We start from the raw sequence: 24,960 nt of genomic DNA, 5'->3' as shown, positions 1-24,960 counted from the left end.
ATCTCCATCGTGCGGGGAAAACGCTTACCTGCACGCTAATCCAGATTGAAACGTTTCGCAACCGGCAATTCGCGGCGGGGATTACATCGATTACCGCGGGGTCTTCGATCCTCTCACGATCAGCTTCCCGCCCTCGACCTCGAGCCCCACGCGATGCACGGCGGATCGCCTCTGCTCGCCCGTCGCAGCGTGGGCCGGAGCCCGCTCCGCGGCGGCGGCGAAGAAGTAGAACCACAGGTCGTCGCCGACGCGCACCTGCGCGCCGTGACTGCCGACCCCTCCGGTCGGCAGATCAGCGAGGATCACGGCATCCGCATCACCCTGACGCGTCCAGCGCGTGCCGTCGTCGGAGCGATAGACGCCCATCCCCCGCCACTCGTCCACGATCAGCCACCAGAGACCGCCGAGCTCGAACACGGTCGGCCCCTCGTGCGGCCGTCCTCCGATCGCGACGCCGTCGAGGGACCAGTCCACGAGGTCGGGCGATGACGCGACCATGGTCACCGAGTCCGCCGCCTCATCCTTGTACCAGAGGCGCCACAGTCCGTCGGGCGTGCGCGCGACGGCCGCATCGATCACACGATCGCTGCTCAGCACGAGCAGGCCGCGTCTCGACCAGTGCCGCAGGTCGTCGGAGGCGTACTCGACGATGGCGCGAGCAAACCCCGGCCAGCGGTCGGGGATGCCGTCGATCTCGGTGAGATGCATCCGCCAGCGCGCACCGTCCCAGAAGACCTCCGGGGCCCAGTGCGTGCGGTCGACCTCGGCGGGCGGCGGGCCGGGCTCGAGGACGAGATCGGATGCCGTGGGCTCGAGCGTTCCGTCGTAGCGCCAGTCCAGACCGTCGGTCGATGTCGCGACCCCGATCCGGCTGCCGTGCACCCACGACACCCCCGGTCCCGCATCGGCGAGGCTCGCCCGACGCTGGGTGTAGAACATCCACCACAGCCCGTCGGCGTCGACCACGACCCGCGGGTCGGTGGCTCCGTCGTAGACGGGGTCGCGGTAGAGCTCTCTCATCTGCGGAGATCGGTGACCGGACTCGCGAAGCCGGCCCGGTGCGTGGGGTGCGAGCCCAGCAGCTCGGGGGTGATCACCGTGCCGTCCGCAGCGGCCGAGGCGTAGATGGCCGCCACGATCTCGAGCGAGCGTGCGGGTGCATCAGCAGTAGGAGGCAGGGGTGCTCCCTCCAGCAGAGCGTCGAACACGTCGCGCAGCAGCGGCTCGTGGTCGCTGCGCTCCTCGGCATCCGGGAACGCCCATCCCTCGGCCTCCGACTCGAAGCCGGGCGCCGGGGTGATCCGCCAGTTCTCATGACCGTGGCCGTAGACGTGGTCGACCGTGACCGTGGCCTTCTGGGTGTCGATGCGGATCGAGCTCGTCTCTCGCGGCGACACGGCACTGGTGACGAGCTGCGCGACCACTCCCTGGCCGAAGACGATGGTCGCGGTCGAGACGTCCTCGGTCTCGGTCTCGCGGTCGAGCCGCCAGAGCCTGCCCTGCACCGACGACCAGTCGCCCAGCAGGTGCGCGAGCAGGTCGATCTGGTGGATGCCGTGGCCCAGGGTCGTTCCGCCGCCCTCCGTCTCCCACTTGCCGCGCCACGGCACCGCGAAGTAGTCGGCGTCACGGAACCAGAGCGTCTGGCACACGGCGACGAGCGGGTGCCCGAGGGCTCCGCTCTGCAGCAGCCCGCGCACGTGCGCCGCGGCCGTGCCGGTGCGCTGCTGGAAGACGACCGCCAGCTGCCTGCCCGCGGCATCGGCCGCCGCGCGCATCTCGTCGAGCTCATCGAGCGAGGGTGCCGGCGGCTTCTCTACGATCACATGCGCGCCGGCTGCGAAGGCTGCGAGCGACTGCGAACGGTGCGGCCCGGGCGGCGTGCAGATGAGCACGACGTCGGGGTGCTCGGCGGCGAGCATCTCGTCGAGGTCGCCGTAGGCGGCATCGATGCCGTATCGGCCGGCGAACTCCTGCGCCTTCTCCCGGCTGAGGTCGGCGACGGCGACGAGCTCGGCGCGCGGGTACGCGGCGACCGCGCGGGCGTGCGCGTTCGCCACCGCCCCGGTGCCGACCAGGGCCGCGCGAAGGGTCTTCTCGGTTGTCATCGTTCCTCCTCAGGACGCTGAGCCGGGGTCATCTGATGCCGTTCTGCACCAGGTGCAGGCGGGCGTATCGCCCGTCGGCGGCGAGCAGCTCGTCGTGCGAGCCCTGTTCGACGATACGTCCGTGCTCGAGCACGACGATGCGATCGGCCTGCCGGATCGTCGACAGCCGGTGCGCGACCACGAGCGTCGTGCGACCGCGCATGAGCCGTTCAAGGGCCTCTTTGACGAGTCCCTCGGACTCGGGGTCGAGCGCGCTCGTCGCCTCGTCGAGCAGCAGGATCCGCGGATCGCGCACGAGCGCGCGGGCGATCGCCAGACGCTGGCGCTGACCACCCGAGAGGCGCGCTCCGCGCTCGCCGACCACCGTGTCCCACCCCTGCGACTGCTCGCTCACGAACTCCCACGCGTTGGCGTCTCGCAGCGCCTGTTCGACGCGATCGGGCGTGACGTCGGGCATGCCGTAGGCGATGTTGTCGAAGACCGATCCCTCGAACAGCACCGACTCCTGCGGCACGACCGAGATCGACCGGCGCACGGTGCGCAGGTCGAGCTCCTGCATGTCGGCGCCGTCGAGCACGATGCGGCCGCTCGTCGGACGGACGAATCCGAGCACGAGGTTCAGGAGGGTCGACTTGCCCGAGCCCGACGATCCCACGAAGGCGACCGTCTCGCCGGGGGCGATCCGCAGATCGATCTCGAACAGGGCGTCGTCGTCGGCATCCGCGTAGCGATGCGTCGCAGAATCGAGCACGATCTCGCCGGCGACCGCCGAGACGACGCGCTTGCCGGAGTTCTGCTCGATGTCGGGCTCTTGCAGCACCTCGGCGATCGAGCGCACCGACTCGAGCCCGCGGGCGCCGACGGGAATGAGCATGAGCAGCTGGGTGAGCCCGCCGGTCAGCAGCGTGAAGTAGCTCGAGAGCATCACGACCTCGCCCGGCGTGATCGGGAGGAAGCCGGTGAGCGCACACACGGCGGCGAGCATGAGGCAGGCGACGCCGAGCAGCTGCATCGCGACCCAGGAGATCGAGGCCACCCGGCCGTTCAGCAGGTCGAGGTCGAGTCCGGCGCGGCGCACGCCATCCGCCCCGCCCGCGACGCGGTTGATCGCCGTCTCCTCGAGCCCGTGAGCGCGTGTCACCGGGATCAGCGACGCCATCTCGCCGACGCGGGCCGACAGCGTCTCGATCTCGCGCCGGAAGACCTCGTTGCGACGCTGCGATCGATTGCGCATGCCGTAGCGGATGCCGATCGCGATCGGCACGGCGAGGGCGTACACGGGAAGGAACTGCGGCACGGTGACCGCCGTCATGCTGAGTGCGCCGAGCATCACCATGGTCGACGACAGGAGCGGATGCGTGACCTGCTGCAGCATGAGCTCGACGTTCTCGACGTCGCGCACCACCTTCGTCTGCACGATCGACGAGCTCATCCTCGTGTGGTACCCGATCGAGAGGCTCTGCAGTCGCGCGGTGAGGGCGTTGCGGAGATCGGCACCGAGGTCTCGCACCACGGTCATGAAGTTGCGGGTGTAGATGATGTGGTTCGGGTAGTTCTGCAGCAGCAGCACGGCGGCCAGCGCGAACCACCACAGCACCTCGGTGACATCGCCGTCGCTCGCCACGACGTCGATGATCGCGGCGGTGATCACCGGCAGGAACCAGAGCGGGATCTCCTTGATCGCGAAGGCCGTGATCGCGAAGGTCAGTCGCCAGGGACGGCGGGCGACGAGGCGCAGCACGGAGCGGGTGGGGTGATCACCGTCGATGAGCGCGGCCGGATGGGAAAGCGCTTTCTGTGCCATGGTCCTATCGTAGAGTCACCGCACCCGTCTGGGAAGCGCGACCATCCGAATCAGCAGGAGCAGCCATGACCTTCGACGCAGCATTCGACTGGGCACGTGGTCACGTGCAGGCGGAGCGCCTACCGACAGCGGTGCTCGGCATGGCCACGGCTGACGGGATCGTCGACCTCGAGGGCTTCGGGGCCGCGACGGATGCCGTCTATCCGCTGTTCTCGATCACGAAGGTGCTCACCGGCATCACGGCGACGCGCGCCATCGAGAGGGGTCTGCTCACCCCGAACACTCCGCTCGCCGACGCCCTGCCGCAGTTCGGCACCTCTCGTGACGACATCGTGCGGCTGTGGCACCTGGCATCCCACACCTCGGGGATCTCCGAGCCGGCTCTCGACACCGCGCTTCCGCTGCGCGACGAGCTGCTCAGCCAGGGGCGGGACTTCGCCGCCGGCACCGCGTCGCGGTATTCCACCCTGGCCTTCGAGGGGATCGCGGCGCTGATCGAGCACGCGACCGGTTCGACCTGGGATGCCGGCACATTCGACTGGGCGCATCGCATCGGCGCGATCGGCCTGACCCTCGACCCGAGCAAGTCCCTCGGGGTTCCGGATGCCGCGGCCGGCGGACTCGACCTCGACCGGTTCCACGCCACGCGTGCTCCCGGCGCAGGACTCCTGGGCAGAGCCGAGGATCTCCTGCACCTCGGCGCCGAGCTGCTGCGCATCGGCCAGGGCGCGAAAGACGGCATCCTGTCTCCGGCGGGACTGGCCATGATGCTCCGCCCGCTGACCGGCGCGATCCCCCGCCTCGACCCGTACCCCTCTGAGCGCGGTCAGGACTGGGGCTTCACGTTCAACCTGCGCTCACGAGCGCCGGGGCTGGTGGACCGTGACGTCTTCGGCCACGGCGGGTGGGCGGGCACGGAGTTCTGGGTGCACCCGACGGCGGGCGTCTGCTGGGTGCTGCTCACGAACGCGGCCGTGCGCCCGGGCGTGGACGCCGATCAGCTCGACAACGCGGTCATCACCGCCGTGTGACCGCCGACGCTCGCTTGACACGTCGCTCGCCCGTGTCTAGGGTTGAGACATTGAATGAAACGATTCAAAATCCGCTCGATGAAGAGAGAACCATCATGACCCGCGTCGCGTTCCAGTTGCAGGTGCGTCCTGAACTGCTCGACGAATACCTCGCCCGTCACTCGCCGGTCCGGTCCGAGATGCTGGCCGAGATCGCGGCCGCCGGCCGCCGTAACTACTCGCTGTTCCTCGCCGAGGGCGGCACGCTCGTCGGCTACTACGAGACCGACGACGATGCCGCCGCCCAGGCGTATCTCGCCGCCTCCCCCGTCGCCGCGCGCTGGGAGTCCGAGATGAGCCGATTCTTCATCGGTCTCGACGGACGCCCCGACCAGGCCGCCACCGCACTCGCCGAGGTGTTCCACCTCGAAGACCAGCTCGCCGACGCCGGCGACTCCCCCGCATCAGACATCGACAACCGCACCGACACCGAAGGCAGCGCCTCATGAGCATCCTCTCGTCCGACAACCTCGCCGCCCTCGAACAGCAGGGCATCGAACTCCCCAGCTGGGCGTTCGGCAACTCCGGCACGCGCTTCAAGGTGTTCGGCACGCCCGGCACGCCCCGCGACCCGTGGGAGAAGATCGCGGATGCCGCGCAGGTGAACAAGTACACGGCGCTCGCACCCTCGGTCGCCCTGCACATCCCGTGGGACCTGGTCGACTCGTTCTCCGACCTGCGCAAGCACGCCGAGGACCTCGGCGTGACCCTGGGCACCATCAACTCCAACACGTTCCAGGACGACGACTACAAGTTCGGCGCGCTGACCCACGAAGACCCGTCGATCCGCCAGAAGGCGATCGACCACCACCTCGCCTGCATCGACGTGATGGATGCCACGGGCAGCTCCGACCTGAAGATCTGGCTCGCCGAGGGCTCGAACTACCCGGGGCAGGCCGACCTGCGCGGCCGTCAGGACCGCCTGCAGGAGTCGCTGCAGCAGATCTACGCACGCCTCGGCGACGACCAGCGCCTCGTGCTCGAGTACAAGTTCTTCGAGCCGGCGTTCTACCACACCGATGTTCCCGACTGGGGCACGTCCTACGCCCAGGTCTCGTCCCTCGGCGACAAGGCCATGGTGTGCCTCGACACGGGCCACCACGCACCCGGCACCAACATCGAGTTCATCGTCATGCAGCTGCTGCGCCTCGGCAAGCTCGGGTCGTTCGACTTCAACTCGCGCTTCTACGCCGACGACGATCTCATCGTGGGCGCGGCCGATCCCTTCCAACTGTTCCGCATCCTGTTCGAGGTCGTGCGCGGCGGCGGCCTGAACAACCCCGATGTGGCGTTCATGCTCGACCAGTGCCACAACGTCGAGGACAAGATCCCCGGTCAGATCCGCTCGGTGCTCAACGTGCAGGAGATGACGGCGCGTGCGCTGATCGTCGACCGCGACGCCCTGACCGCGGCGCAGAAGTCCGGCGACGTGCTCGCCGCCAACGCCGTCTTCATGGACGCGTTCTACACCGACGTGCGCCCCGCGCTCGCCGAATGGCGAGAGTCGCGCGGCCTCGCAGCCGACCCGATGGCGGCCTACGCCGAGTCGGGCTACCAGCAGAAGATCGCCGCCGACCGCGTCGGTGGCGTGCAGGCCGGCTGGGGCGCCTGAGCCCGCACCCCGACCCGTCGGGATGCGGGAGCCGATCCCCGCATCCCGACGCCCCCGACAGAACGGATGACACCGTGAACGAGCAGGTGCTCGACGGACCGCACGGACCGCTGCGCGTGCGGGTGTACACCCCGACCTCTCCCGTCGGCCCCGGACTCGTCTGGGTGCACGGCGGAGGGTTCGCCGCCGGTGAGATCGACATGCCGGAGGCCGACTGGGTCGCGCAGAGCTTCGCCGAGCGCGGCATCGCCGTGGTGTCGGTCGACTACGCGCTGGCTCCCTTCCCTCGCACCTGGGCTGCGGCAGCCGGGGCACCCGAGCGAGAGGGCGTGCACTACCCGGTCGCCTCCGAGGAGGTCGAGGCCGCATTCCGCTGGGCGGTCGACTCCGGCCTCACCGAGGGGCCGTGGTCGATCGGCGGAGCGAGCGCCGGCGGCAACCTCGCGGCCGGCGCGGCACTGCGCCTCAGTCACGATCCCGGGCCCTTCCCTGCGCTCGCGGTGCTCGCCTATCCGACGCTCCACGCCGTGCAGGCAGCCCCGGATGCTGCGCTGCGCGCCGCCCTCGACGCGGACCCCGATGCCGACGTGTTCGGCCCCGACCCGGTGCGCGGCATGTACGAGAACTACATCGGCGGACCGGTCGACGGTGGCGACGTCTACGCCGTGCCCGGCACCGCGTCCCCCGCCCAGCTCTCGCATTTCCCCGCCACGATCATGATCAACGGCGAGGTCGACGAGCTCCGTGTCTCCGGCGAGGCGTTCGGCGCCCTGCTGCGCGACGCGGGCGTCGAAATCGACATCTCGACCGAGGCGGGCACCCGCCACGGCCACCTCAATCAGCCCGAACTCGCGGCAGCGACAGCATCGATCGACCGCTTCGCCGCCCGCATCCTCGCCACGTCTCCACAGAACAGGGAACAGCCATGACCAACCCCACCGCCGCCGCCCTCATCGAGCGGTCGAACCGCCTGGGCGCCGACCCGAAGAACACCAACTACGCCGGTGGCAACACATCGGCGAAGGGCACGGAGACCGACCCCGTCACGGGTCAGCCCGTCGAGCTGATGTGGGTCAAGGGTTCGGGTGGAGACCTCGGCACGCTCACAGAGCAGGGTCTCGCCGTGCTGCGCCTCGACCGCATGCGCGCACTCGTCGACGTCTACCCGGGCCTCGACCGTGAGGACGAGATGGTCGCCGCGTTCGACTACTGCCTGCACGGCAAGGGCGGTGCAGCTCCGTCGATCGACACCGCGATGCACGGGCTCGTCGACGCCGCGCACGTCGACCACCTGCACCCCGACTCGGGCATCGCGATCGCCACCGCGGCCGACGGCGAAGAGCTGACGGCGAAGATCTTCGGCGACAAGGTCGTGTGGGTTCCGTGGCGTCGCCCCGGATTCCAGCTCGGACTCGACATCGCCGCCATCAAGGCGAAGAACCCGCAGGCCATCGGCACGATCCTCGGCGGCCACGGCATCACCGCCTGGGGCGACACGTCGGAGGAGGCCGAAGCCAACTCCCTCTGGATCATCGACACCGCGGCCGCCTACATCGAGGCCAACGGCAAGGCCGATCCGTTCGGCGGCGTCCGTGCCGGCTTCGAGGCACTCCCCGAGGCCGAGCGGCGTGAGCGCGCAGCGACCCTCGCCGGTACCATTCGCGGGATCGCGTCGACCGACAAGCCGATGGTCGGCCACTTCACCGACTCCGACGTCGTCCTCGACTTCCTCGCCTCCGAGCGCGCCCCTGAACTCGCGGCTCTCGGCACGAGCTGCCCCGACCACTTCCTGCGCACCAAGGTCAAGCCGCTGATCCTCGACCTGCCGGTCACGGCATCCGCCGATGAGCAGATCGCCCGTCTGCACGAACTGCACACCGAGTACCGCGCCGACTACCAGGCCTACTACGACGCGCACGCGACCGCCGAGTCGCCCGCGATCCGCGGCGCCGACCCGCTCATCGTGCTCGTGCCCGGCATCGGAATGTTCTCCTACGGCGCCAACAAGCAGACCGCCCGCGTCGCCGGTGAGTTCTACGTCAACGCGATCAACGTCATGCGCGGCGCCGAGGCACTGTCGACCTACTCGCCCATCTCCGACGCCGAGAAGTTCGACATCGAGTACTGGGCGCTCGAAGAGGCCAAGCTGCAGCGCATGCCGAAGCCGAAGTCGCACCAGGGACGCATCGCCTTCGTCACCGGAGCCGCCAGCGGCATCGGCAAGGCCATCGCCACCCGCCTCGCCGCAGAGGGCGCCTGCGTCGTCATCGCCGACCTCGACCTCGAGAAGGCACAGGCGGCCGCCGCCGAGCTGGGCAGCACCGACGTCGCGATCGGCGTCGCGGCGAACGTCGCCGATGCGGATGCCATCCAGGCAGCGCTGAACGACGCCGTGCTCGCGTTCGGCGGCGTCGACCTCGTCGTCAACAACGCCGGTCTCTCGCTGTCGAAGCCGCTGCTCGAGACCACCGAGAAGGACTGGGATCTGCAGCACGACGTCATGGCGAAGGGCTCGTTCCTCGTGTCGAAGGCCGCGGCCCGCGTGCTGATCGACCAGAAGCTCGGCGGCGACATCATCTACATCTCGTCGAAGAACTCCGTCTTCGCCGGCCCCAACAACATCGCCTACTCGGCGACCAAGGCCGACCAGGCCCACCAGGTGCGGCTGCTGGCCGTCGAGCTCGGCGAGTTCGGCATCCGCGTCAACGGCATCAACCCCGACGGTGTCGTGCGCGGCTCGGGTATCTTCGCCTCCGGCTGGGGCGCGAACCGTGCCGCGACCTACGGTGTCGCCGAAGAGGACCTCGGCCAGTTCTACGCCAACCGCACGATCCTCAAGCGCGAGGTCGTTCCCGAGAACGTGGCGGATGCCGTCTACGTGCTGACGGGTCCCGAGCTGAGCCGCACGACCGGTCTCCACATCCCGGTCGACTCCGGCGTCGCCGCGGCGTTCCTGCGATGACGGTGCGGTCCGTCGCCGCCGTCGACCTCGGAGCGACCAGCGGTCGCGTCATGATCGGCCGGATCGGCGACGGCCGGCTCGACCTCGAACTCGTCTCGCGGTTCCCGAACGGGCCCGTCGAGCGCGAAGACGGTCTGCACTGGGACTTCGGCGCTCTCTACGAGCACGTCGTCGCAGGGCTCGCCGAGGCGGTACGGCGCGAACCGGCGATCGAGAGCGTCGGCATCGACTCGTGGGCCGTCGACTACGGCCTGCTGCGAGACGGCGAACTCCTCGCCGAGCCGTTCCACTACCGCGACGCGCGCACGGCGCGCGGCGTCGACGAGGTGCACACGGTCGCGCCCTTCGCCGAGCTCTACGGCCGCAACGGACTGCAGTTCCTGCCGTTCAACACGCTGTACCAGTACCGCGTCGATGCCCGCCTCGCCGACGCCGACACCGCGTTGCTCATTCCCGACCTCATCGCGTTCCTGCTCACCGGAACAGCGGTGGCCGAGCGGACGAACGCCTCGACCACCGGGCTCCTCGGCGTCGAGTCGGGCGAGTGGGACGCCGAGCTCGCCGAGCGCATCGGCATCCCGACGCACATCCTGCCGACGCTCGTCGATCCGGGCGAGACGATCGGCACACTCCGCGCGGACCTGGTCGAGCGCATCGGCAAGAAGCTGCCGGTGATCGCGGTCGGGTCGCACGACACAGCATCCGCCGTCGTCGCCGCTCCCCTGTCGACCCCGCACTCCGCCTACATCTCCTGCGGCACCTGGGGGCTGGTCGGCGTCGAGCTGACCGAACCGGTGCTGACGGATGCCGCGCGCGAGGCGAACTTCACGCACGAGCTCGGCGTGGACCGTCGCTACCGCTTCCTGCACAACGTGACGGGGCTCTGGCTGCTGAGCGAGACCGTGCGCGCGTGGGAGGCGGAGGACGGCTCGCGGATCGACCTGCCCGAGCTGCTGGCCGCGGCATCCGCCGTGACAGACGATGTGCCCCTCTTCGACGCGAACGACGCGTCGCTCAGCGCACCGGGAGACATGCCCGCGCGCATCACGACACTGCTCGGGGCCGAGGCTCCGACGACGCGACCCGCCTTCGCCCGATCGATCGTCGAGTCGATCGCGACCGCCTTCGCGGATGCCGTGCAGACGGCAGCCGATCTGTCAGGGCGCGAACTCGACAGCATCCACCTCGTGGGAGGCGGCTCGCTGAACCGTCTGCTGTGCCAGGCCACCGCGGATCGCACCGGCCGTCCCGTGCTCGCCGGCCCCGTCGAGGCGACAGCCCTCGGCAACGTGCTCGTGCAGGCACGGGCTCTCGGCGCCGCCCCGGCATCCCTCGAGGAGCTGCGCGCCCTCGTCGCCGCGACGCACGAACCGGAGCGCTTCGACCCGCGCTGACCCCTCACGCCCGTCGCAGCCCCTCATCCGACCGCCCGTATCCCCGATGGCTGCCGGTGCGGACCCCTGTGCGGGTGCGGATTCCCGCCCTGTCAGGCGCCGGAGAACGCACACCGCCGCGCACACGGAAAGGGGCGCCGAGGCCGAAGCCCCGACGCCCCTCCCGAACTCGACTCAGAAGTCGAACTCGCCGATGTTGTCTGCGTTGAACTCGAACGGGTCGCCGAGAAGAACGACGCCGTCGGCGCCGACCGTGTACTCGCCGAGGTCTCCGGCCTCGAAGGTGTCGCCCTCTTCGCCGGTGATCTCGCCCTCGATCAGCGCCTTGGAGGCGAAGGCGGCCAGGTAGCCGAGGTCGGCCGGGTTCCACAGCGCGAACGCGGTGACGGTGCCGTCTTCGACGTACTCGCGCATCTGGTTCGGGGTGCCGAGACCGGTGATGGCGACCTTGCCCTTGTAGTCCGAGGTGGACACGTACCGCGCCGCAGCCGCGATGCCGACCGTGGTGGGCGAGATGATGCCCTTCAGGTTCGGGTGGCTCTGCAGCAGCGCAGCGGTCTTGTCGAACGACGTCTGGTCGTCGTCGTCACCGTAGACGGTCTCGACGATCGTGATGTCGGGGTACTCGCTGGCGACGTACTCCTTCATCAGGTCGATCCAGGCGTTCTGGTTCGTCGCGTTGGCCGATGCCGACAGGATCGCGACCTCGCCGGCTCCGCCGATCTGGTCGGCGATCAGGTCGACCTGCACCTTGGCGATGCCCTCGGAGTCGGCCTGGTTGATGAACAGGTCGCGGCACTCGGGGTTCGTGTCGGAGTCGAAGGTGACGACCTTGACGCCGGCGTCACGGGCCTCGTTCAGCGCGTCGCAGATCGCCTTCGGGTCGTTCGCCGAGACGACGAGCGCGCCCACGGCCTGCTGCGTCGCGGTGTTGATGTAGCTGACCTGGGCGTCGGGGGTGGCCTCGGCCGGGCCGACCTCGGCGAACGTGCCGCCGAACTCGTCGACGGCGGTCTTGCCGCCCTCGCTCGAGGTGTCGAAGTACGGGTTGCCGAGGTTCTTGGGCAGGAACGTGATCGCGAGGTTGTCGGATCCGCCTTCACCCTCTGAACCCGAGCCTCCGGATCCGCCGCTGGTGTCGGCGCAGCCGCTCAGCACGAGCGCTGCGGCCACGGCGACCGCCGCGAACCCCGCGATCTTCTTACGTGCAAACGTCATTGTTCTTCCTTTCGTGATGATCACCGCTGGCGGGTGCCGGCGATGAGAGGCTGCCTCATGGTGCGGGAGAGGCTGCGACGCGCAGTGGCGGACCGGCCTTCGCGCGGACGCGCTGCGCCCAGGCGAGGACGCTCGCTGCGACGACCGAGAAGATCAGCAGCCCGCCGGTGATGATGTTGATGACGTCGGATGTGACTCCGGCGAGGCGCAGGCTGCTGCCCAGCACCCCGATCAGGAGAACGGCGGCGACGACGCCGTGCAGGTGTCCCCGTCCGCCGAACACCGACACTCCGCCGAGCACCACGGCCGCGATCACCTGCAGCTCGAGCCCGGTGGCGTTGTCGCCTCGGGCGCTGCCGAACCGCAGCGTGTAGAAGATGCCTGCGAAGGCGGCGACCACGCCCGAGAGCACGAACAGGATGAACTTCGTCCGTTCGACGTCGACGCCCGAGAACCGCGCGGCGTCCTTCGACAGACCGATCGCGAAGACACCACGGCCGAAGGGCGTGAAGTGCAGCAGCACCGCGAACAGCACCAGCAGGATCAGGAACGGGATGACGATGTACGGGATGGTCGTCCCGGCGATCTTCGCCTTCGCGAGCGCCGTCCATGTCTCGGGGAAGTCCGTGACGGCCGTGGTGCCGAGCAGGCCGACCGCAAGCCCGCGGAAGAGTGCGAGCGTGCCGATCGTGACGGCGAGCGACGGCAGCCCGACGATCGTGACGAGGAACCCGTTGAAGGCTCCGCCGACGACGCCGACGAGGAGGGCCGCAAGGGCGGCGACCTCGAAGGGAGCACCCGACTCGGTGAGGACTCCGGTGACGACGCTGGCGAGCCCCACCATGGATCCCACCGACAGGTCGATCTCGCCCGTGATCATGACGAGCGTCATGGGCAGCGCGATGAGCAGGATCGGTGCGACGTCGAGGAGGAGGTAGTTCGCGGTGATCGGCTGGGCGAAGCCGCGGATCGTGACGGCCGCCACGATCGTCACCAGCACGAGGAGCGCGATGATCGCGAACTCGCGGTTGATGAAGATGCGCCGCCACAGCGGACGGTCGTAGTCGCGGATGACGCGGGTCGACGTCGTCGTCGTTGTCGTGGTCATGATTCGTCCCTCGCCTCGATGAGCTGGCGTCTCTGTCTGACCGCGAGCACCCGGTCGAGCACGATGGCCCCGATGATGAGCACACCGACCACGGCACGCTGCCAGAAGTCCGGGATGCCGAGAATGGGCAGCGCGCGGTTGATGGTCATCAGGAGCATCGCGCCGATGGCCGCGCCCCAGACCGTGCCGACACCGCCGGTGATCGCGATGCCACCGATGACGGCTGCGCCGACGGCATCCAGCTCCCAGCCGCTTCCCGCCTGCGAGCTGATGGATCCGTATCGCGCGGCGTAGAAGACGCCGGCGAGACCTGCGAGTGCACCCGAGAGGACGAACGCGGAGAGCACCCGACGGGTGACCTTGAGGCCGTAGAGCTCGGCCGCCGAGGGGTCGGAGCCGATCGCGTAGTACTCGCGTCCGCCCCGGATGTTGCGCAGATACCAGGCCGCGAGCGCGAGCACGATCACCGCGATGATCGTCAGCACAGGGATGAACAGGATCTGCTGCGTGCCGAGTGCGAGGAAGTCCTTGGGCATGTCGGAGGCGTTGATGCGATCGCTGCCGGTCCACAGCACATTGATGCCGCGGTAGGCATAGAGCGTGCCGAGCGTGATCACCATGGCCGGCACCTTCGCGAAGGCGACCAATGCGCCGTTGACCAGGCCGAGGAAGGCACCGAGCAGGACGGCCGCGATCACGACGACCACGATCGGGATGCCGGGGACGTCGACGAAGAGGCGTCCGGTCAGGTAGGCCGTGAGGCCCATCACCGAGCCCACCGACAGATCGACGTTGCGCGTGATGATGACGATCGCCTGGCCCACCGCGACGAGCATGAGGATCGACGGCGTGAGCAGCAGATCGCGCCAGCCGTCGGAGCTGAAGAGGAACGCCGGATTCTTGACGGTCGCGGCGATCACGACGAGCACGAGCGCGGCGAGGATGCCGAACTCGCGTGCACGGCCGATGCCGCCGGGCTTCTTCGCGATCGCCGGAGCGGCGGCCGCGGGTGCGGTGGTGGTGCTCATGAGTGCAGCTCCGATGAGTGGGTGGCGGCGAACATGACGTTCTCGCTGGTGGCGTCGTCGCGGGAGATCTCGGCGGTGATGCGTCCTTCGCGCATCACGAGCACTCGGTCCGCCATGCCGAGCACCTCGGGCAGCTCGGACGAGATCATCAGGATGCCCATGCCCTCGCCGGCGAGCTGCGACAGCAGTCGGTGCACCTCGGACTTGGTGCCGACGTCGATGCCGCGAGTCGGTTCGTCGATGATGAGGACGCGCGGGTCGGTGGCCAGCCACTTGGCCAGCACGACCTTCTGCTGATTGCCGCCCGAGAGCGTGGACGCCACGGTGTCGAGCGCGTGCGTCTTCACCTCGAGGCGCGACGCCCACTCCTTCGCCGCACGGTTCTCGATGCCGCTCGTGATGAGTCCCCACTTCGAGAGGCGCCGGCGGATGGCGAGCGTGATGTTGCCTCCGACGCTCGCGTCGATCACGAGGCCCTGCTTGCGGCGGTCCTCGGGAACGAGCGCGAGTCCGCTGCGCATCGCGGCGGTCGGGTTGCGGCGGGCGACGCCCGCGCCGAGCATCCGCACCTCTCCCTCGTCGTAGGGATCGACACCGAAGATCGCGCGGGCGACCTCCGAGCGACCGGCGCCGACGAGACCTGCCAGTGCGACGATCTCGCCCGCGCGCACCGTGAACGAGATGTCATGGAAGACGCCGGGACGGGTGAGCGCAGTGACCTCGAGCAGCGGCTCGCCGATGGCGGCCTCCTGCTTGGGGAACAGCTCGGTGACGTCGCGGCCGACCATCTGGCGCACCAGTTCGTCGACCGTGGTCTCGGCGATGGGAGTGGTGTCGATGTATGCCCCGTCACGCATGACGGTGACGGTGTCGCACAGGTCGAACACCTCGTCGAAGCGATGCGAGATGAAGAGGATCGCGCGTCCCTCGTCGCGGAGGCTCCGCGCGACCGCGAAGAGTCGGTCGACCTCGACGCCGCTGAGTGCGGCCGTCGGCTCGTCCATGATCAGCACGCTCGCGTCGAGGGAGATGGCCTTGGCGATCTCGATGATCTGCTGGTCGGCGATCGACAGACCCTCGGTGATGCGGTCGGGGTCGAGCGTCACGCCCAGGCGGCGGAAGATCCGGTCGACTTCGGTGCGCATGGCCTTGCGGTCGATGCGGCCGAGGAAGCCGGTGGGCTGACGTCCCATGAAGATGTTCTCGGTGACCGAGAGATCGGGGAACAGCGTCGGCTCCTGGTAGATGACCGCGATGCCCGCGGCCTTCGACTGGGCGGTGCTGGTGAAATCGACATCGTCGCCGTGCAGACGGAAGTCGCCCGAGTCGCGGCGGTACAGACCGGCCATGATCTTCACGAGCGTGGACTTGCCCGCGCCGTTCTCGCCGATGAGGGCGTGGATCGAGCCGGGGCGGAGCGTCAGGCTGCCGGAGCGGAGTGCGACGACGGGGCCGAAGGACTTCACCACCCGATGCAGCTCGAGCGCGGTGGGGGGAGCGCTGCGGGCGGAGGCTGCGTCTACCACTGGCTTTCCTCTCCGTTGAGGGGGATGATGATCGGAATGAACTTTACCTGAATCGATTCAAGCTCGTTTCAGGCTAGTGTATGTGATGCCGGTCTCAGGTCAACCCCCGATGCCGAAGCGTGATCCGCCCGACGACGAGAGGACTGCCGAATGCCGGTCAGCATCCGCGATGTCGCCGTTCGCGCTGGCGTCTCCGTCGGCACCGTCTCGAACGTCCTGAACCGACCGGACGAGGTCTCCAGCGAGTCGGTCGAGCGAGTGACGCAGGCGATAGAAGAGCTCGGCTACGTGCGAAACGACGCCGCCCGCAAGCTCAGAGCCGGCGTGAGCACGACCGTCGGATTCGTCGTGCTCGACGGCCAGAACCCCTTCTACAACGATGTGGTGCGCGGTGCCGAAGACGAGGCGTCCAGCCACGGCATCGCGATCCTGTACGGCAACACCGACGACGACCCGTCCCGCGAGAAGGTCTATCTCGACCTGTTTCGCGAGCAGCAGGTGCGCGGCCTGCTCATCGCCCCCTACGGCGACGTCATGACGCAGCTGCGCAAGTTCCGAGCGAGCGGGATCGCGACGGTTCTCGTCGACCGATTCAGCGCCGACAGTGGGTTCTCGTCGGTGTCGGTCGACAGCGTCGCGGGTGGGCGACTGGCGGTCGAGCACCTCATCGAGGGCGGTCGGCGGCGGATCGCCTTCGTCGGCGGCCCCTTCGACATGCGTCAGGTCACCGACCGTCTCGCGGGCGCTCGCGCGGCGGCCGAGAACGCGGCGGTGCACGTCGAGCTCGAGGTCGTGCCGACGGCGGCGATGACGGTCGAAGAGGGCGTCGCCGCCGGAGCGCGCCTGCTCACCCGCCCTCGGCGCGAGTGGCCCGACGCGCTCTTCGCCGCCAACGATCTGCTCGCCCTCGGCCTGCTGCAGTCGCTCGTGTCGGGCGGACGCCTGCTCGTCCCCGACGAGATCGCGCTGATCGGCTTCGACGACAATCCGTTCGCGGCCGCCGCCGCGGTGCCGTTGTCATCCATCCGTCAGCCCAGCCGCATGATCGGTCGCACGGCGCTGCGGATCGTGCTCGAAGAGGCGGCCGACCCCGAGAGCATCCCCCGCCAGACCGTGTTCCCGCCCGAGCTGATCGTGCGCAGCTCGACCGGCGGCTGACCCGGGGCCGCCTTCCCCGGACCTCGGCGGCTCACGTGCATCCGCAACCTGAGCCGGCATTCGGCGCCGAGCCCCGCCATCGACCCCCCGATCAGGTCCGATACGCCCTCGAGACCGGCCGATGCAGCCCCTCGTACTCGACCGACGGCCAGCGCTCATCGACCGTGAGCACCTCCCAGTCGTCATCTGTGCGCAGCAGGGTGTCCTCGACTTTGCGGCCCGGTGCGGTCGGGTTCCAGGCGAACGCCTGATCCTCGACGATCAGATCCGCAGTGGATGCCGTGGCGCGGGGATCGCGACCGGCATACCCGGTCGGTCCGCCCTGGTGGTGGCGCTGCCATTCGTCGGCGTCGAACCCATAGCGGGCGTACGCCGCGATGCCCGCCATGAACGCGTCGTTCAGACGGGCTCCCGGCACTGACGCATCGAGGAGAGCCCGCTCCACGCCCCAGATCGGCTCGTCATCGACGGATGCGCCGACCCAGCGTGTCGCGTTGGCGATGAGCCCGTTCCGACGCCCGCACACGACGATCATCGCCCGCTCTCCGAGCAGCCCGACGGTCGGAAGCGGATGCCGGAACGCAGTCCGATCGGAACCGGCGACCAGCACGACCAGCGGATCGATCCCTCGGGCGAGGAGCTCGGCGCAGACGATCGCGGCGACCATCCGCTCGCTCTGCTCCGGACCGACGCGGGCGAGCGCATCCGTCAGCGCCTCGGCCGTCTCCCGTCCGAGAAGTCGATATCTGGCACGCTCGGCCGGCAGCAGGCGCGCGCGAGCCGCGCGCAGTTCAGCCGCCACATGCGATTCGGCGACGCCGGCCTCCTCAGCCGCGGCGGCAGCGGGTGGGATCCACCACGGCAGGCGCACCACGCGCGCGGCATCCTCCGGCAGCAGCTCCTCGGCGATCAGCCGATCGGCCTCGTTCTCGGCGATGAAGAGCACATCGCCCTGCGCCTCCGCCCGCACCGCGAGCACCGGGGGACCCGCGAGCGACACATGCGTGCGCACGCCCTCGAGGTACCACGACAGCGATTCGTGAGAGACGAGCACCACGGGCGCCCCGTCGACCTCTCGGCGCACGCGCGCCAGCCGATCCTGCTTCTCGGCGCGGTCCTCGGATGCTCCAGCCATGAGACCCTCCCTGAAGAACGTTTTCTCGTAGTATGACGACAGCCGCGACCTCTCGCGGACACGAAGGGATGCCGATGGCACGCGAATCGACACGCCCCGGCATCACCGACGTCGCGAAACTCGCCGGCGTCTCACTGTCGACGGTGTCGCGCGCGATGAACGGCAACCCGACGGTCGATCCGGCGCTCGCCGAGCGCGTGCAGGCAGCCGCTGCGCAGCTCGGCTACACGGCGAACCCCGTGGCACGGAGCCTGGTGCTCGGCCGCACCCAGACCATCGCCGTCGTGATCCCCGACCTCGAGAACCCGACGTTCCAGGCGATCCTGCGTGGCCTCAGCCGCGCGGCCGCGGCCGACGGATACCACGTGCTGGTCGCCGACTCGCGTGAGGATCTGGATGAAGAGCAGGCGCTCGCCCGAGCGACCAGGCTGCGCACCGACGGCGTGATCCTCTGCGCCCCTCGAATGCCCGAGGAGGACCTCGGCCGACTGCTGCCGATGCTCTCCCCCGCCGTCGTGATCAACCGCGGCCCGCAGACGAGCACTCCCGTGGTCGGCGCCGACTACGGATCCGGCATGCGCGAGATCGTCGGCCACCTCACCTCGCTCGGCCACCGCCGGCTCGTCTATCTCGCCGGCGCCACCCGCAGCGTGACGCACAGGGCACGGCAGGATGCGATCGCGGCGGAGCTCTCCCGGACCGACGGGCTCGAAGTCGAGGAGATCACCGCAGGCGTCGACTTCGACAGCGGCACCGCGGTCGCCGACCAGGTTCTCGCGAGCGGAGCCACCGCAGTGATCGCCTACAACGACCTCGTCGCCATGGGGCTGCTCTCGGCCTTGACCGTGCGCGGCGTCGACGTGCCGGAGCAGCTGTCGATCACGGGTTTCGACGACATCCCCTTCGCCGCCTACACCTCACCCCCGCTCACGACCGTGGCCGTTCCCGCGGTCGAGATCGGCGCAGCCGCATGGGCTGCGATGCACGACCAGCTCACCGGCGGCGATCCCACGGCAGCGCTCACCTTCACGCCGACCCTGATCGTGCGCGGCAGCACCGCCACCGTCCACACGCCCTGAACCGTCGGCGGTCCCGGGGCCCGACACCTCCCCTGTGCTATCGTCGAGAAAACGTTTCCTGACCGGAGATCGAAGAGAGATCACGATGACGAAGACCCGCTACGCCCTCGCCGGCGCCGGAGCCCGGGCCCAGATGTACGTCGAGGGGATCATCGGCACGCACCGTGACCGCGCCGAGCTCGTGGCGATCATCGAGCCGAACCCGGTGCGGGCCGCGCACTACGCCGACCGCATCGCGGAGGTCGGCGCGCCGGCGCCCCGCCTCGCCACCCCCGACGAGCTCGAGCAGGTGATCAGCGACGAGCGGGTCGACCGGGTCATCATCTGCTCCCGCGATGACCTCCACGCCGAGCTGATCGTCCGGTCGCTCGAAGCGGGCGCCGACGTCGTCGTCGAGAAGCCGCTCACTATCGACGCGGCGAGCGCCGCCCGCATCGAAGACGCCGTCGAGCGCACCGGTCGCCAGGTCGTGCTGACGTTCAACTACCGCTACTCGCCCCGCAACAGCGCACTGCGCCAGGTGATCCAGGACGGCACGATCGGCGACGTCACGTCCGTGGACTTCTCGTGGATGCTCGACACGAACCACGGCGCCGACTACTTCCGCCGCTGGCACCGCGAGAAGAAGAACTCGGGCGGTCTGCTCGTGCACAAGTCGAGCCACCACTTCGACCTCGTCAACTGGTGGATCCGTTCGCAGCCGACCCGCGTCTTCGCCTCCGGCGGCCTGCGTTTCTACGGAGCCGAGAACGCGGCCGGCCGTGGCCTCGGCGAGCGACCGGCGCGAGGCACCCACGACGACGGCGACCTGTTCGAACTCGATCTGCGCACCGATGAGCGTCTCACCGCGCTCTACCTCGACGCCGAGGAGCACGACGGGTACCGGCGCGATCTCGACGTGTTCAGCGAGGGCATCACGATCGAGGACAACCTCGCACTCGTCGTCGACTATGCGTCCGGCGCGACGATGTCGTACTCGTTGAACGCGCACTCCCCCTGGGAGGGCTACCGCGTCGCCGTCAACGGCACCCTCGGCCGGGTCGAGCTCGAGGTGGTCGAGCGCGGCGCCGTGCTCGCGGGCGAGGGACTGCACCCGCACATCGACCCCAGCCTCTCCGGCGGCCACGGCACGACCGCACTGCGCCCTGAGAGCGAGCGTCTGATCGTGCAGCGCCACTGGGAAGAGGCCTACGAGGTGCCGATCGACGGCGGCGACGGAGGCCACGGCGGTGGAGACGAGCTGCTGCTGTCCGATGTCTTCGAGGGCCCCGGGGACGACCCCCTCGCGCGTCCGGCCGACTGGACCGACGGCATCCGCTCGATCGCTGTGGGCATCGCGGGGAACCGCTCACTCGAGACGGGCCTTCCCGTGAAGGTCGACGAGCTCGGGATCGCCCTGCTGGCGCGGCCATGAGGATCATCGTCACCGGTGGTTCGGGCAGACTCGGACGCACCCTCGTGACGGGCCTCGCAGATGCCGGGCACGAGATCGTCTCGATCGACCGGGAGCCGAGCGCGGCCCTCGACCGGGACGGGATCACGCAGGCGTCCCTCGACCTGACGGACGCGGATGCCACGGCATCCGTTCTCGCCGCGACGTCGGCGGATGCACTGATCCATCTCGCGGCGATCGCAGTGCCGTTCAGCGCACCCGAGGACGTGATCATCCGCACGAACGCGGCTCTCGCCCAGTCGGTGCTGGGCGGAGCCGTACGGGCCGGCATCCACCGCGTCGTCGCGGCGTCGAGTCCCACCGTGGTCGGCTATGGCGCACCTCGCGGCTGGACCCCTGAGCGCCTCCCCCTCGACGAGACGTCGCCGACCGAGCCCTGGAACGCCTACGCCCTGTCGAAGCTGCTCATCGAGCAGACCGTCGACATGCTGCGGCGTCAGGCCGGCGACGACGTGCGCTTCGCCTCCTTCCGCCCCTGCTACGTGATCGCCCCGGAGGAGTGGGCCGGCGCTCTCACCCAGCAGGGCCACACCGTTCTCGATCGTCTCGACGATCCGGCGCTCTCCGCGCCCGCGCTCTTCAACTATGTCGACGCCCGCGACGTCGCAGCCTTCACCGACACCCTCCTCGCCGCGCTCGACCACATCCCGAACGGCGAGAGATTCTTCGTGGGAGCCGACGATGCCCTCGCCCGCCGCCCGCTGAGCGAGCTGCTGCCCGAGTTCCACCCCGGCACCGAGCACGCGGCCGCGGCGCTGACCGGCACTTCCCCCGCCTTCTCGTCCGACAAGGCCGCCCGACTCCTCGGCTGGCGCCCGTCCCGCACCTGGCGTGCAGAGCTGGCACTGCTGTGACCACGATCCGGAGCCTGTCGACTCGTCTGCAGAGGGTGCCGCTGACTCGCCCGTGGGCTGCCGACGTCACCTCCGTCGGCGTGATCGCGACTCATGTCGTGCGCTCCGACGGTGGCGAGGGATGGGGCTTCTCGTGGAGTCCGCAGATCGGTGCGCCCGCCGTGCAGGCGCTGCTCGAGCATGACATCGCTCCCGCCGCGGTCGGCCGCTCCGCCACGCCCGCCGAGAGCTGGCAGGGGATGTGGGAGCACCTGCACGAAGCCGGAGGCGGGGGGATCACGACGATCGCACTCGCCGGTCTGGACCTGGCGCTGTGGGATGCGGAGGCGCGGTCGACCGGCGTCTCGGTGTCGGAGTCGATCGGCCGCCGCCGCGAACGGGTGCGCGCCTACGGCTCAGGCGTGAACCTGCACTACTCGCTCGACGAACTGCTCGCCCAGGTGCAGCGCTGGATCGATGCGGGGTTCGAGGCGGTCAAGATCAAGGTCGGAAAGCCCGGCATCGCCGAGGACGCCGATCGGGTCGCCGCCGTCCGCGAGCTGCTCGGCCCTGATCGGGGGCTGATGATCGACGCGAACCAGCGGTGGGATCTGGCGCGGGCGACCGCATCCGTCGAGGTCATGTCGCGCTTCGACCTCGCCTGGATCGAAGAGCCCCTGCGCGCCGATGACCTCGACGGACACACGGAACTCGCACGGCGCATCGACGTGCCTATCGCGCTCGGCGAGAATCTGCACACCGCGCACCGTTTCGGCGACTTCCTGCGCGCGGGTGCGGCGCAGATCCTGCAGCCCAACATCGTGCGGGTCGGCGGGATCACGCCGTTCCTCCGCATCGCCGAGCTGGTCGCCGCGCACGGTGCGACCCTGCACCCGCACCTTCTGCCCGAGCTCTCGGGTCAGCTCGCGCTGACTCTGCCAGACACCCGCCACGAGGTCCTGGTCGAAGACGTCGAAGACGCCGGCTTCGGTGCGCTGGGAGCTCTCGCCGACCCCTCGCCGGTGACGATCACCGACGGCCACCTCACCGAGAACCCGCACCACGGCCTCGGGCTCCGCTTCGCTCCCCTGCTCGACGACGGGGCCCGCCTCGGCGCCTGAGTTCTCGGCGCCGAGGCGTGCGGTCAGGCCTGCGGCAGCGCGCCGGCGTTCGCTCCGGCGAGCAGCTCCTCGACCTGCTCGTGCGTCACGTCCACCCCCGGGAATCCGATGAGGCGGCCGATCGGGAACGACGCCATCATCTTCTCCATGGCCTCGTCGTTGGGCATCATCGATGCCGCCGACGAATCGGCGCCGCTCAGTTCGCCCAGGAAGCCGCCGAGCGCGCCCATCATGATCGGCCCCGCGACGGGGTGCGCCATCACATCGCCGATCGAGGAGTTCATGGTGAGGGACAGCGAGACCGCATCACCCGCCACCTCGACGGTCGCGGTGGAGCGGATGTCGCGGCTCGATGCCGCGACATCGATGCGGTACTCGCCGGGCTCGACGATCCAGCGGTCGACGCGGACGTCCCAGTAGGCGAGGTCCTCGCGACGGATGACCAGCTCGACCGTCCGGGTCTCGCCCGCGTCGATCGCCACCGAGGCGAAGGCCTTGAGCTCGCGAGGCGCGCGCTGGACGACCGAGGACACCGGAGCGGCGTACACCTGCACGATCTCGCGGCCGTCGCGGGTTCCGGTGTTGGTCACGTCGACGCGCACGGCGATGTCACCGTTCTCGGCCGCGTCGACCGTTGCCTCGCCGTACGAGAAGGCCGTGTACGAGAGCCCGTGGCCGAACGGGAACGTGACATCGAGTCCCTTGGCGTCGTACCAGCGGTAGCCGACCAGCACTCCCTCGCCGTAGCGGACATGACCGAACTCGCCGGGGAAGCTGCCGAACGACGGGTTGTCCTCCACACGCACCGGCACCGTCTCGGTGAGCTTGCCCGACGGGTTCACGGCGCCGTAGAGCACGTCGGCGACCGCTCCGCCGCCCGCCTGTCCGAGCAGCCAGGTCTCGACGATCGCGGGCACCCGGTCGGCGAAGGGCAGCGCGACGACGCCGCCGTTCGAGAGCACGACGACCGTCGCGGGATTCGTCTCGATCACGGCGTCGAGCACCGCCAGCTGAGCCGCCGGAAGGTCGATGTGCTCGCGGTCGAAGCCCTCCGACTCCTCTGCGGCGGGGAGGCCGAGGAACACGACCGCGACATCCGCTGCGGACGCGGCGGCGACCGCCTCCGCGCGCAGGTCGTCAGCGGAGCGACCGGATGCGGCGGTGTCGCCGCCTTCCACGGCGAAGCCCGGCGCATATGCGACGTCGTCCCCACCGATCGCGCGCAGCTCGTCCAGCGCCTTGTCGACCCTGGTCGGGTTGATGAGCGACGATCCTGCTCCCTGGAATCGCGGCTCGGTGGCGAAGGCGCCGATGACCGCGATGCGCTGCTCGGGGGCGAGCGGCAGCAGGTCTCCGTCGTTCTTGAGCAGCACGATCGAGCGACCGGCCGCCTCCCTGGCGAGCGCATGGTGCGCGTCGACGTCGAGCGGGCCGGAGACGGCCGGACGCCGCTGCGCCTTGCGGACCAGATCGATCGCGCGGTCGGCCGCTGTGTCCAGCACGCTCTCAGCGAGCTCGCCGGCCCGCACGGCAGCGACGAGCTGCGCATCCGTCCGACCTCCCGACGACGGCATCTCGAGATCGAGGCCGGCGGCGACGCCCGCCACACGATCGTTCACGGCACCCCAGTCCGACACGACGAGACCGTCGAAGCCCCAGTCGTCGCGGAGCACCTGGGTGAGCAGCCAGGGGTCCTCCGATGCGTAGACGCCGTTGATGCGGTTGTACGAGCACATGACCGTCCATGGCTGAGCGTCCTTGACCACGCGCTCGAAGCCACGCAGGTAGATCTCGTGCAGCGGTCGCGGGTCGACGTCGGAGCTCGCCCGCATCCGGTCGAACTCCTGGTTGTTCGCGGCGAAGTGCTTCAGCGACGTGCCGACGCCCTGCGACTGCACACCGCGCACCGAGGCGGCACCCAGGGTTCCCGAGACGATCGGGTCTTCGGAGAAGTACTCGAAGTTGCGGCCGCACAGCGGCGACCGCTTGATGTTGATGCCGGGGCCCAGCACGATCGCGACGTCTTCGATGGCCGCCTCGACTCCGATGGCGGCGCCGACCCGCTCGATGAGCTCGGGGTCGAACGACGATCCGATGCCGACGGCCGGTGGGAAGCACGTCGCCGGCACGCTGCTCGAGAGGCCGAGGTGGTCGGTTCCCCCCGACTGCTTGCGCAGGCCGTGCGGCCCGTCGGTCATCATGATCGACGGCAGACCGACGCGATCGATGGCCTTCGTGGTCCAGAAGTCCGCCCCGCTCGTGAGCGACGCCTTCTCCTCGAGGGTGAGATCGGATGCCGAGGTGTCGGTCATGGTCTTCCTTTCGCGCGCGACAACGGTGTCTTGCGAAAA

The 24,960-nt window shown here is 69.5% G+C and carries 20 protein-coding genes; 11 read left to right on the top strand and 9 right to left on the bottom strand.

What is annotated here, in order from left to right; all coding sequences use genetic code 11:
• Positions 1-90: 90 nt before the first annotated feature.
• Genes SOM10_RS14975 through SOM10_RS14965 form a run of 3 tightly spaced genes read right to left on the bottom strand, consistent with a single transcriptional unit; the run spans position 91 to position 3,912 of the window.
• A complete protein-coding gene (locus SOM10_RS14975; RefSeq protein ID WP_320490811.1) occupies positions 91-1,020 on the bottom strand; it encodes a hypothetical protein in 930 nt (309 codons plus the stop codon).
• Entirely contained in the window at positions 1,017-2,108 is a 1,092-nt protein-coding gene (locus tag SOM10_RS14970) for a Gfo/Idh/MocA family oxidoreductase (protein ID WP_320490810.1), read from the bottom strand. Before SOM10_RS14970 ends, SOM10_RS14975 begins: the two co-directional genes overlap by 4 nt.
• A gap of 28 nt (positions 2,109-2,136) precedes the next feature.
• Positions 2,137-3,912, bottom strand: a complete 1,776-nt coding sequence (locus SOM10_RS14965) for an ABC transporter ATP-binding protein (protein WP_320490808.1) — start codon at positions 3,910-3,912, stop codon at positions 2,137-2,139.
• Between the two features lie 65 nt (positions 3,913-3,977).
• Between SOM10_RS14965 and SOM10_RS14960 the strand changes: the two genes are divergently transcribed.
• The 6 genes from SOM10_RS14960 (at position 3,978) to SOM10_RS14935 (ending at position 10,950) form a co-directional block, all read left to right on the top strand.
• Positions 3,978-4,943 carry a serine hydrolase domain-containing protein gene (locus tag SOM10_RS14960; protein ID WP_285365260.1) on the top strand — a complete coding sequence of 322 codons (966 nt, stop codon included), beginning with the start codon at positions 3,978-3,980 and terminating at the stop codon, positions 4,941-4,943.
• Positions 4,944-5,038: 95 nt separating this feature from the next.
• Complete coding sequence (locus tag SOM10_RS14955; RefSeq protein ID WP_320490804.1) at positions 5,039-5,431, top strand: L-rhamnose mutarotase; 393 nt, start codon at positions 5,039-5,041, stop codon at positions 5,429-5,431.
• A complete protein-coding gene (gene rhaI, locus SOM10_RS14950; RefSeq protein ID WP_320490802.1) occupies positions 5,428-6,594 on the top strand; it encodes an L-rhamnose isomerase in 1,167 nt (388 codons plus the stop codon). The genes SOM10_RS14955 and rhaI overlap by 4 nt, the downstream gene beginning before the upstream one ends.
• Before the next feature lie 74 nt (positions 6,595-6,668).
• A complete protein-coding gene (locus tag SOM10_RS14945; RefSeq protein WP_320490800.1) occupies positions 6,669-7,523 on the top strand; it encodes an alpha/beta hydrolase in 855 nt (284 codons plus the stop codon).
• Positions 7,520-9,556 (top strand): bifunctional aldolase/short-chain dehydrogenase, encoded by a 2,037-nt coding sequence (locus tag SOM10_RS14940; RefSeq protein ID WP_187249929.1) that lies wholly within the window; start codon positions 7,520-7,522, stop codon positions 9,554-9,556. The genes SOM10_RS14945 and SOM10_RS14940 overlap by 4 nt, the downstream gene beginning before the upstream one ends.
• Positions 9,553-10,950, top strand: coding sequence for a rhamnulokinase family protein (locus SOM10_RS14935; protein WP_320490798.1), 1,398 nt, complete (start codon positions 9,553-9,555; stop codon positions 10,948-10,950). Before SOM10_RS14940 ends, SOM10_RS14935 begins: the two co-directional genes overlap by 4 nt.
• Positions 10,951-11,124: 174 nt before the next feature.
• On the opposite strand, the gene rhaS is transcribed toward SOM10_RS14935, so the two are convergent.
• The 4 genes from rhaS to SOM10_RS14915 are packed head-to-tail and all read right to left on the bottom strand — an operon-like array spanning position 11,125 to position 15,830.
• Positions 11,125-12,168, bottom strand: coding sequence for a rhamnose ABC transporter substrate-binding protein (rhaS, locus tag SOM10_RS14930; RefSeq protein WP_056276817.1), 1,044 nt, complete (start codon positions 12,166-12,168; stop codon positions 11,125-11,127).
• 55 nt (positions 12,169-12,223) lie between these two features.
• A complete protein-coding gene (locus SOM10_RS14925; RefSeq protein WP_053098751.1) occupies positions 12,224-13,276 on the bottom strand; it encodes an ABC transporter permease in 1,053 nt (350 codons plus the stop codon).
• Positions 13,273-14,304 carry an ABC transporter permease gene (locus SOM10_RS14920; protein ID WP_053098750.1) on the bottom strand — a complete coding sequence of 344 codons (1,032 nt, stop codon included), beginning with the start codon at positions 14,302-14,304 and terminating at the stop codon, positions 13,273-13,275. Before SOM10_RS14920 ends, SOM10_RS14925 begins: the two co-directional genes overlap by 4 nt.
• Positions 14,301-15,830 carry a sugar ABC transporter ATP-binding protein gene (locus SOM10_RS14915; protein WP_053098749.1) on the bottom strand — a complete coding sequence of 510 codons (1,530 nt, stop codon included), beginning with the start codon at positions 15,828-15,830 and terminating at the stop codon, positions 14,301-14,303. Before SOM10_RS14915 ends, SOM10_RS14920 begins: the two co-directional genes overlap by 4 nt.
• A 150-nt stretch (positions 15,831-15,980) precedes the next feature.
• Between SOM10_RS14915 and SOM10_RS14910 the strand changes: the two genes are divergently transcribed.
• Positions 15,981-16,988, top strand: a complete 1,008-nt coding sequence (locus SOM10_RS14910; RefSeq protein WP_053098748.1) for a LacI family DNA-binding transcriptional regulator — start codon at positions 15,981-15,983, stop codon at positions 16,986-16,988.
• Between the two features lie 91 nt (positions 16,989-17,079).
• On the opposite strand, the gene SOM10_RS14905 is transcribed toward SOM10_RS14910, so the two are convergent.
• On the bottom strand, positions 17,080-18,123 hold the full coding sequence (locus SOM10_RS14905) for a peptidase M24 (protein ID WP_320490793.1): 1,044 nt from the start codon (positions 18,121-18,123) through the stop codon (positions 17,080-17,082).
• 74 nt (positions 18,124-18,197) lie between these two features.
• On the opposite strand from SOM10_RS14905, the gene SOM10_RS14900 reads away from it, so the two are divergent.
• The 4 genes from SOM10_RS14900 (at position 18,198) to SOM10_RS14885 (ending at position 22,609) form a co-directional block, all read left to right on the top strand.
• Complete coding sequence (locus SOM10_RS14900; protein ID WP_320490792.1) at positions 18,198-19,202, top strand: LacI family DNA-binding transcriptional regulator; 1,005 nt, start codon at positions 18,198-18,200, stop codon at positions 19,200-19,202.
• Between the two features lie 85 nt (positions 19,203-19,287).
• Positions 19,288-20,616 carry a Gfo/Idh/MocA family protein gene (locus SOM10_RS14895; protein ID WP_053098747.1) on the top strand — a complete coding sequence of 443 codons (1,329 nt, stop codon included), beginning with the start codon at positions 19,288-19,290 and terminating at the stop codon, positions 20,614-20,616.
• Positions 20,613-21,509, top strand: a complete 897-nt coding sequence (locus SOM10_RS14890; protein ID WP_053098746.1) for an NAD-dependent epimerase/dehydratase family protein — start codon at positions 20,613-20,615, stop codon at positions 21,507-21,509. Before SOM10_RS14895 ends, SOM10_RS14890 begins: the two co-directional genes overlap by 4 nt.
• Before the next feature lie 35 nt (positions 21,510-21,544).
• Positions 21,545-22,609, top strand: coding sequence for a mandelate racemase/muconate lactonizing enzyme family protein (locus SOM10_RS14885; protein ID WP_320490789.1), 1,065 nt, complete (start codon positions 21,545-21,547; stop codon positions 22,607-22,609).
• Between the two features lie 23 nt (positions 22,610-22,632).
• Here the strand turns inward: SOM10_RS14885 and SOM10_RS14880 are convergent, their stop codons facing one another.
• Positions 22,633-24,921, bottom strand: coding sequence for a glycoside hydrolase family 3 C-terminal domain-containing protein (locus tag SOM10_RS14880; protein WP_320490787.1), 2,289 nt, complete (start codon positions 24,919-24,921; stop codon positions 22,633-22,635).
• Positions 24,922-24,960: the final 39 nt, after the last annotated feature.

The sequence above is a fragment of the Microbacterium sp. CFBP9023 genome, from assembly GCF_034045055.1.
Taxonomy (GTDB): Bacteria; Actinomycetota; Actinomycetes; order Actinomycetales; family Microbacteriaceae; genus Microbacterium.
The sequence above is the reverse complement of the archived record's forward strand: the minus strand, read 5'-3'. Positions and strand labels throughout refer to the sequence as shown.